9 protein-coding genes are annotated in these 8,344 nt (G+C 70.0%); all 9 read left to right on the plus strand.

The annotated features are described in order from the left end of the window. The first annotated feature begins 71 nt into the window (after positions 1-71). A complete protein-coding gene (locus tag ABZX30_RS03010) occupies positions 72-545 on the plus strand; it encodes an indole-3-glycerol phosphate synthase (RefSeq protein ID WP_355928049.1) in 474 nt (157 codons plus the stop codon). 83 nt (positions 546-628) lie between these two features. Next, positions 629-2,017, plus strand: a complete 1,389-nt coding sequence (murC, locus tag ABZX30_RS03015; protein WP_355928052.1) for a UDP-N-acetylmuramate--L-alanine ligase — start codon at positions 629-631, stop codon at positions 2,015-2,017. Between the two features lie 13 nt (positions 2,018-2,030). Continuing rightward, positions 2,031-2,438, plus strand: coding sequence for a peptide-methionine (R)-S-oxide reductase MsrB (gene msrB / locus ABZX30_RS03020; RefSeq protein ID WP_355928055.1), 408 nt, complete (start codon positions 2,031-2,033; stop codon positions 2,436-2,438). A gap of 225 nt (positions 2,439-2,663) precedes the next feature. Next, positions 2,664-3,005 (plus strand): hypothetical protein, encoded by a 342-nt coding sequence (locus ABZX30_RS03025; protein WP_355928057.1) that lies wholly within the window; start codon positions 2,664-2,666, stop codon positions 3,003-3,005. A gap of 49 nt (positions 3,006-3,054) precedes the next feature. Beyond that, entirely contained in the window at positions 3,055-3,378 is a 324-nt protein-coding gene (locus ABZX30_RS03030) for a WXG100 family type VII secretion target (protein ID WP_355928059.1), read from the plus strand. A 158-nt stretch (positions 3,379-3,536) separates the two neighbouring features. Next, positions 3,537-4,013: a type VII secretion system-associated protein gene (locus ABZX30_RS03035; protein WP_355928061.1), complete on the plus strand. Its 477-nt coding sequence runs from the start codon at positions 3,537-3,539 to the stop codon at positions 4,011-4,013. 31 nt (positions 4,014-4,044) lie between these two features. Beyond that, positions 4,045-7,419 (plus strand): AAWKG family protein, encoded by a 3,375-nt coding sequence (locus ABZX30_RS03040; RefSeq protein ID WP_355928062.1) that lies wholly within the window; start codon positions 4,045-4,047, stop codon positions 7,417-7,419. A gap of 139 nt (positions 7,420-7,558) precedes the next feature. Beyond that, complete coding sequence (locus ABZX30_RS03045; protein WP_355928278.1) at positions 7,559-7,984, plus strand: YbaB/EbfC family nucleoid-associated protein; 426 nt, start codon at positions 7,559-7,561, stop codon at positions 7,982-7,984. Further along, positions 7,977-8,327 (plus strand): hypothetical protein, encoded by a 351-nt coding sequence (locus ABZX30_RS03050; protein ID WP_355928064.1) that lies wholly within the window; start codon positions 7,977-7,979, stop codon positions 8,325-8,327. The genes ABZX30_RS03045 and ABZX30_RS03050 overlap by 8 nt, the downstream gene beginning before the upstream one ends. Positions 8,328-8,344: the final 17 nt, after the last annotated feature.

Consider the following 8,344-nt stretch of genomic DNA (forward strand, 5'->3'; position numbering starts at 1 on the left):
GTTTCCGCAGGGCCTGTCGGGGCCCTTGCCGAAGAAGAGGCCCGCGGGCGCGCGAAGAAGAAGGGGCGCTGGTGTTCACAAGCGTATTGATGATCGAGAAGGCGCTGACGTCCGCGGACGTGGAGTTCGTCACCACCCTGCACGGGGACGAGCCGGTCTCCTTCCACGTGCTGCTCCAGCCGCGCGGGGACCAGGCCGACCGCCTCCTGCGGGCCATCGACGACATCGCGCTCGGCGAGATCGACGAGGCGGCACGCGAGGGAGCCACCCCCGAGGGGGACGCCGCGAAGGCGGTCGGGGACCAAGCCCTGGACGTGTCCCTCAGGGCACTGCGGGCGGCGGGCAGCGCGGCGGAGGGCCGACTGGTCGAGGACCATCCGCTGGACGCGCTGAAGGCACTCGTCGGCGAGGTGGACGCGGACGAGGTGATCGTGCTGACCGACCCCCACTACGTGGAGGAGTTCTTCCACCGCGACTGGGCCTCCAGGGCCCGGCACAAGGTGGGGGTCCCGGTCCTGAAGCTGTTCTCGCACAGCAAGGCGTAGCCGCTGCCGCAGGGCTCGGCCGCGACGGCCCCGCTATAGGGTGGGGGCGCTCACCGACATACCGGATCTTGGGAGACACGCGCATGGCACCCGGCCTTCCCCCCGCCATGGACCGACCGCACTTCATCGGCATCGGCGGCGCCGGGATGTCGGGCATCGCGAAGATCCTCGCGCAGCGCGGCGCCGAGGTGGCCGGCAGCGACGCGAAGGACTCGGCGACCGCCGAGGCGCTGCGGGCGCTGGGCGCGACCGTGCACATCGGGCACGCGGCGGAGCACCTCGCCGACGATGCGAGCTGCGTGGTCGTGTCGTCGGCGATCCGGCAGGACAACCCGGAGCTCGTCCGGGCCGCCGGACTGGGCATCCCGGTCGTGCACCGCTCCGACGCCCTGGCCGCCCTGATGGACGGCCTGCGCCCGATCGCCGTCGCGGGCACCCACGGCAAGACCACCACGACGTCGATGCTGGCGGTGTCGCTGACCGAGCTGGGCCTGGACCCGTCCTACGCCATCGGCGGCGACCTGGACGCGCCCGGCTCCAACGCCCTGCACGGCGAGGGCGACATCTTCGTCGCCGAGGCGGACGAATCGGACCGCAGCTTCCACAAGTACGCCCCCGAGGTCGCGATCGTCCTCAACGTGGAACTGGACCACCACGCCAACTACGCCTCGATGGAGGAGATCTACGAGTCCTTCGAGACCTTCGCCGGCCGGATCGTGCCCGGCGGCACGCTGGTGATCTCCGCCGACCACGAGGGCGCCCGGGAGCTGACCCGGCGGCTGGCCGGATCGGTGCGGACGGTGACGTACGGAGCTGCCGCCGACGCCGGCGTACGCGTGCTGTCGGTCGTCCCGCAGGGCCTGAAGAGCGAGGTCAGCGTCCTGATGGACGGGCAGGAGCTCACCTTCACGGTCTCCGTACCCGGCCGCCACTACGCGCACAACGCGGTGGCCGCGCTCGCGGCGGGCGCGGCACTGGGCGTACCGGCCGCCGAGCTGGCCCCCGCGCTGGCCGCGTACACCGGCGTCAAGCGGCGCCTGCAGCTCAAGGGCGAGGCGGCCGGCGTCCAGGTGATCGACTCCTACGCCCACCACCCCACGGAGATGACCGCCGACCTCGAGGCGATGCGCGCCGCCGCGGGCGACGCCCGGATTCTGGTCCTGTTCCAGCCGCACCTGTTCTCCCGCACCCAGGAACTGGGCAAGGAGATGGGCGAGTCCCTGGCCCTCGCCGACGCCTCCGTCGTCCTCGACATCTACCCGGCCCGCGAGGACCCGGTCCCCGGCGTCACCAGCGAGCTGATCATCGAGGCGGCACGGGCGGCCGGCGCGGACGTCACGCCCGTCCACGACAAGGACGGGGCGCCGGCGGTGATCGCGGGAATGGCGAAGGCCGGTGATCTCGTTCTCACCATGGGCGCGGGCGACGTCACCGACCTCGGCCCGCGGATCCTGGACCAGTTGTCGAAGTAAGGGGCTGAGGCTCATGTCGTACGACATCGAGAAGCCGGACGAGCAGTGGCGCGCGGAGCTCAACCCGGCCGAGTACGCGGTGCTGCGGCAGGCCGCCACGGAGCCCGCCTTCACCGGTGAGTACACCGACACCAAGACCAAGGGCGTGTACTCGTGTCGCGCCTGCGGTGCCGAACTCTTCACCTCCACCACCAAGTTCGAGTCCCACTGCGGCTGGCCGTCCTTCTACGACCCGAAGGACACCGACGCGGTGGAGCTCATCGAGGACCGCTCCCACGGCATGGTCCGCACCGAGGTCCGCTGCGCCCGCTGCGGCTCCCACCTCGGGCACGTCTTCGAGGGCGAGGGCTATCCGACCCCGACGGACCAGCGGTACTGCATCAACAGCATCTCCCTGCGGCTGACGCCGGACGAGGGCTGAACCGGCGCGGCCGGCCCTGGCCGGCCCCGCTCCCCGTAGGGCTTGGAGCCCCGGACGCCGATGGTGTCCGGGGCTCTCGTGCTGCCCGGCACAGGTGCGAAAGGGCAAGTTCTCAGGGATGAACAGCTCAGATCTGCCTCAATTGTGAGCGCTCTCAACGGTGTTGGGTCCTAGCCTCGTGCTCGAGCACCCCCCCGGTGGTTCCCCGACCTTAGGAGCAGACCCATGGCAGGCGGCGGACAGCAGTCGAGCGCGCAGGCGACCAGGAACGGCATCCATGCCCTGGAGTCCGCGCTTTCGGGTATCACGAGGTCCCGTCAGGACGTGGACTCCACCCGCGGCGACCTCTCCCGGGGGTACCAGGGCAGTGACGGCGCCCAGTTCGGTCAGCTGCTCGTCAAGTGGGACGAGCAGGCGACCGTCATCCAGCGCAACCTCCAGGACATGATCGACAAGCTCACCGCGAGCCTGTCGGAGCACCAGCGCACCCAGACCGCCGCGGGGGACGCCATCATCCAGGCCTCCAACGCCTCGGACGCCGCCTTCCAGACGCTCACCGGTTCCTGACGACCCCACGAGCAGTCCCTCCGTACCGACGACCGAGACGAGACCTGTGATGAGCGACAACCTGGCCGACGGCAACATCTACGTCGCCTACTCCCACGTGCAGAACGCCGCCGACGACATGGTCAGCCAGACCAAGGCGATCGCCACCACCCTGGCCAACCTGGAAGCGGAACTCGGCGAGCTGAAGAGCACCTGGTACGGCGCCGACGCCGACGTCTACCGGCAGAAGCAGGCCGCCTGGGACCAGGCGGTGACGAACATGGAGCACCTGCTCACCTCGCACGCCGCTCTGCTGACGGACATCTCCGCGCAGTACAAGTACAGCGAGAACTCCCTGTCCCAGATGTGGTCCGAGGTCACCATCGGCCGATGAGCCTCCCGGCGTGAGCGACCCCCGGCTCGCGCCACTTCCCGGCGTGAGCGACCCCCGGCTCGCGCCACTTCCCGGCGTGAGCAGCCCCCGGCTCGCGCCACAGCCCGCCGTCCGTCCCCGCGGGGAGGGACGGCGGGCGAGTATCCAGGAGACGGACAGTGACCGATCTGACGCATCTCGACAGTGCGCAGCTCAAGGCGTTCCTCGACGAAGACGTGGCCACGTTCATCAAAGGGCTGAAGGAGATCCGGCAGGACCTGCCGGGCGGTGAGAGCACATCCGTCCGGGCGCTCAGCAGTCTGGTGGAGGGGCTTACCACCCCCTCGACGCTCAACCAGAACCCGGTGCTCGCCATCGGCACCATGGCCGCCGACGACCTGGTCTTCGGCAAGGCCCTGGTCACGAAGCTGACCGGCATCGCCAAGTCCGCCGACGACATCTTCCTGGCCCAGCAGACCCTCTTCCAGGACCTCAAGAGGGACCTGCAGACGACCCTGGACACGCTGCTGAAGAACCAGGGCGACAGTCTCATCGCCATCGACGCCGAGAAGCTGCTCGACATCTTCGCCGACGTGGACAGCGACCTCGGCTCCGGTGCCGGGGCCGGGTCGAACGGTTCCTCCACCGCCTCCTGACCTCTTCCTCCCACCCACGGAGCGCACCGCTGTGGCCGACGACACCACCACCGACGACGACTACTGGGCCAGGGCCGTCACCCTGTTCACCGGGTTCCCGATGCCCAGCCGCGGCGAGCTTTTCGAGAAGCTCAAGAGCAAGGAGGGCGTCCCTCTCTTCCGGCACCAGGTCGACACCCTGCCGCCGCGGCCGCTGGAGGACGGCGAGATGGGGCGCAACGTGCGCGCGGGCGAGGATTACGACCTCCTCTTCTACACGTCCTCGGGCGGCGACGGGGCGCACCGCAGCGTCAAGATGCACCGGGTCCGGATCGTGCTGATCGGTGTGGTAGCCGACGCGAAGGGCCGTGCGACGCTCTTCGGCGAGAACGACGACCCGATGGGCGACCAGTGGGACGGCGGCAACACGTTCACCGGCATCGGGGGTGAGCAGTGGGACGCCTCGGCCATGGCCAGGTACGTGTTCGGGGGCAGGCGGGCGATCGGAGCGCTGGTCAACAACTACTCCACCCAGGACTTCTCCTATGCCGGCCAGCGGGTGCCGGACAGCGACGCCGTCGACCTGGGGTCGTTCGAGCGCACGGCGCAGGCGTTCGACCGAGCGAAGACGTTCTTCGCCGACCACGCCGATGAGCTGGACCGGTGGGAGAAGGCCCTGGGCGCGGAAGACGCCGCCTGGCGCGGAAAGGCCGCCGGGGTCTTCCGCGGTCTGATCAAACAGCTGCACAGGAACTACAGCAGCTACGTCGATCAGCTCGGGGGCAAGGCCTACAAGGCCGCGAACCTCACCCTCAACAGCTACTGGTCCACCTCTACCGTGGGTGATGCGCTGGCCAGGGCTCAGTTCGACCTGCGGTCCCAAGGCCGTTCGCTGCAGTACGCGTGGTCCCAGTGGGCCGCGACGGGCTCGCACGATCCGCACAAGATCGTCGTGGATCGACTGAACGAACTCGGCAACTGGCTGATCACCAACAACATCAAGCAGGTGTTCACACGCCAGCGCCGTGTCAACGGGCAGTCCGGCGGATACGACGCCGATCACATGTACACGGTCGCGGCCTTCCGCCAGACCCACCCCGAGTACGGGGACCTCACCAAGCCCGATGCCTGGAAGAGGCTCGGCGAGGCGGCGGTCACGGAGTGGAAGACGACTCAGGACTCCTACCTCGAGGAGACCGCCCGTTCCACGCTGTCCACCCTGCAAACCCGGTGGAGAGACGCCTCCGAGGCCGCCGGAGCCGCGCTGCGGACCGTGGGGACCAGCACCCTCACCGCGATGTGGCAGAAGGACGAGGACCAGCTCAGCAGGGAGGAGGCGGAGAAGCAGAAAGAGGAGGCGGAGAAGCAGGGCAACTCGATCAAGGACGCCATGGACGGGCTGAACCAGGGACTGAAGAACTTCGGCAATGACGTGTCGGAGAGCATGAACAAGTTCGGCGAGGGCGTCGCCGACGGTCTGAACCAGACCGCCAAGGGGATCGGCGAGAGCGTCACCGACGGTCTGAACCAGACCGCCAAGGGGATCGGTGAGAACGTCACCGGCCTGAACGACAGCCTGAAGGACTTCGGCAACGGGCTCAACGACAACCTGAAGGACTTCGGCAACGGGCTCAACGGCAACCTGAGCGACCTCGTCGGGGCGGACGGCAGCGACCAGGGTGACGGTACGACGGAAGGGAACTCCACCGACACGATCAGGAACCCGGACGGCAGCACCACGAAGCTGAACCCGGACGGCTCGCTGGTCACCACCTATCCCGACGGCACCGTCTCGCTGCTCAATCCGTCCACCGGGGCCCTGACCACGACCTCGCCGGACGGCAAGAGCACCACCACCCCCGTCGACCGGGGCAAGGCGGTCACCAACCCCGACGGCAGCACCACCACGCTGAACCCGGACGGCTCACTGACCACCAAGTACCCCGACGGCACCGTCCAGACCATCGCACCGGACGGGACGGTCACCACCACCGACCCCGACGGCACCGTCCACTCCGCACAGCTGAACCCCGCACCGGGCACGGTCACCACACCGGGTGGCGGCACCACGCGGCTGAACCCGGACGGCAGCCTGACGACGACCTACCCGGACGGCTCCAAGGAGACCATCGACCCGTCCAAGGGCCTCGTCACGACCACCTCGTCGGACGGCACGAGCCACACCGACCACCTCACCTCCGGCCAGGGCTTCACCAACCCCGACGGCAGCACCACCACGCTGAACCCGGACGGCTCACTGACCACCAAGTACCCCGACGGCACCGTCCAGACCATCGCACCGGACGGCACGGTCACCACCACCCAGCCGGACGGCACCGTCGACTCCACGCAGCTGAACCCCGCACCGGGCACGGTCACCGGGCCGGACGGCTCCACCACCAGGCTGAACGCGGACGGCACGCTCACGAAGACCTTCCCGGACGGCTCGAAGGAGGTCATCGACCCGTCCAAGGGCACTGTCACGACCACCGCACCGGACGGAGCGACCCACACCGACCAGCTCGCCTCCGGCAAGCCCCTCACCAACCCCGACGGCAGCACCACGGTGCTGAACCCGGACGGTTCACTGACGACCAAGTACCAGGACGGCACGGTACAGACCATCGCACCGGACGGGACGGTCACCACGACCGCACCCGACGGGACGGTCACGACCTCCGACCTCGACGGCACCCCGGCCGGCTCCGGCAGCTCCGACGGTTCCGGCAGTTCCGGAAAGGGGGGGACCGCGGGCGGCTCCGGCACGGGCGGCGACACCTCCGGGCTCAACGACGACCTGCCCGTGCCGAGTCCGTCCAGCCTCGGCGACCAGGACTTCAGGATTCCCGATTTCGGCGGCGGGCTCTCGACCACCCCCTTGAACCCGAACCTGGCCGGCCTCGGTGGAACCGGTGACACCCCGGCCGGGGGTGCCGGCTCCTGGGAGGAGTACGACAGCACGCCGTACAACAGCGGCTCGCTCGGTGCCCCCACCGATGAGCCGGCCGGGGAGACGGGCGGCTCCTCCGACACCCAGGCGGCCGACGGCGGCGTGCCGCTGAACCCGATGGCGTTCGGCGGCATGGGTGCCATGGGCGGCATGGGCGGCATGGGCGGATCGGGCGGCGCCGGCGGCTCGAACGGCGAACGCGTCCGTTCGGTGCTCAGCGACGGCGACGGTGCCGCGCTGCGCCGGCGGTCGAGAGCGCGGACCGGGGCGGCCGACGAGGAGGAGGACGTGGTCATCACCAGGGGCGGACGGCCCGTCACGACGTCCACCCCCTATGCCCCGATGGGCCTGCCCGGCGGGCAGGGCGGCCGGGCCACCGAGTCCGGTGACCGGGTGCGTTCCGCCTGGGTGCCCGAGGAGGACGACGACGTGTGGGGCACGGACGAGGGAGGCGCTCCGGCGGTGATCGGACGATGAGGACGGGCCGGACGGCGGACCCGCGCCGGGCGAGAACGGAGACCTGACGATGAACGAGGGCGGCGGCAAGGGCACGCCTCAGGAGGAGACGGCGTCGGTGGCGACGCCGGCGTCGATCGAGCAGCGGCTGGCCGAGGCGATGGCAGAACTCGAGGCCACCCAGGAGGCCGTGGCCAGGGCGGAGGCGGAACTGCGCGAGGCCTCCTGCACGGTGCGCTCCAGGGACCGCGCGGTCGAGGTCACGGTCGGCCACCAGGGTGAGCTGACGGCACTGCGGTTCCTGGACGGCAAGTACCGGACCATGACCGCCGGCGAACTCGCCGGCAGCGTCCTGGAGGCGGCGGAGCGGGCCCGGACCCAGATGGCCCGGCAGGTGATGGAGACCTTCGAGCCCTTCACCCGGCCGAGCGACGCGGTGCCGGAGATGACCGGCGTGGACGTCGACTGGCGCGCGATCTTCGGCCCCTCCGTCCTGGAGGACGGGGCGGAACGGCCGGGTCAGCGGCGGTCCGAGCGGCTGCGCGACGAGATCCACGAGGACGCGGAGGACGAGCACGATGTCTGACCCGAGCAGCGGGTACAGCGCGAACGCGGAAGAAATCCGCAGGGCGGCCGAGCTCATCAACAGGATCGCCGCCATGTCCGGTTCCATCGTCGCCGACTTCGCCGACGGCGCGGCCGCGACGAGCGGCTGGGAGGGTGACGACAGCTATGGCCGTTCGCTGCGCCCCAACCTGGACAACGAGCGTACGTCGACGCAGGACACCGGCCTGGCGGTGGCCAAGGCGATCGACGCCGCCTCCCGCGGCAGCCTCGAGAACGCCCGGAACATCCTGCAGACGCAGGGTACGAACCTCGACGCGATCCACCAGGCACAGGGCGCCACCGTCAACAACACCCGGCACTGACACCCGGCACCAGCACC

Source organism: Streptomyces sp. NPDC004542, assembly GCF_040610035.1.
Classification (GTDB): Bacteria; Actinomycetota; Actinomycetes; order Streptomycetales; family Streptomycetaceae; genus Streptomyces.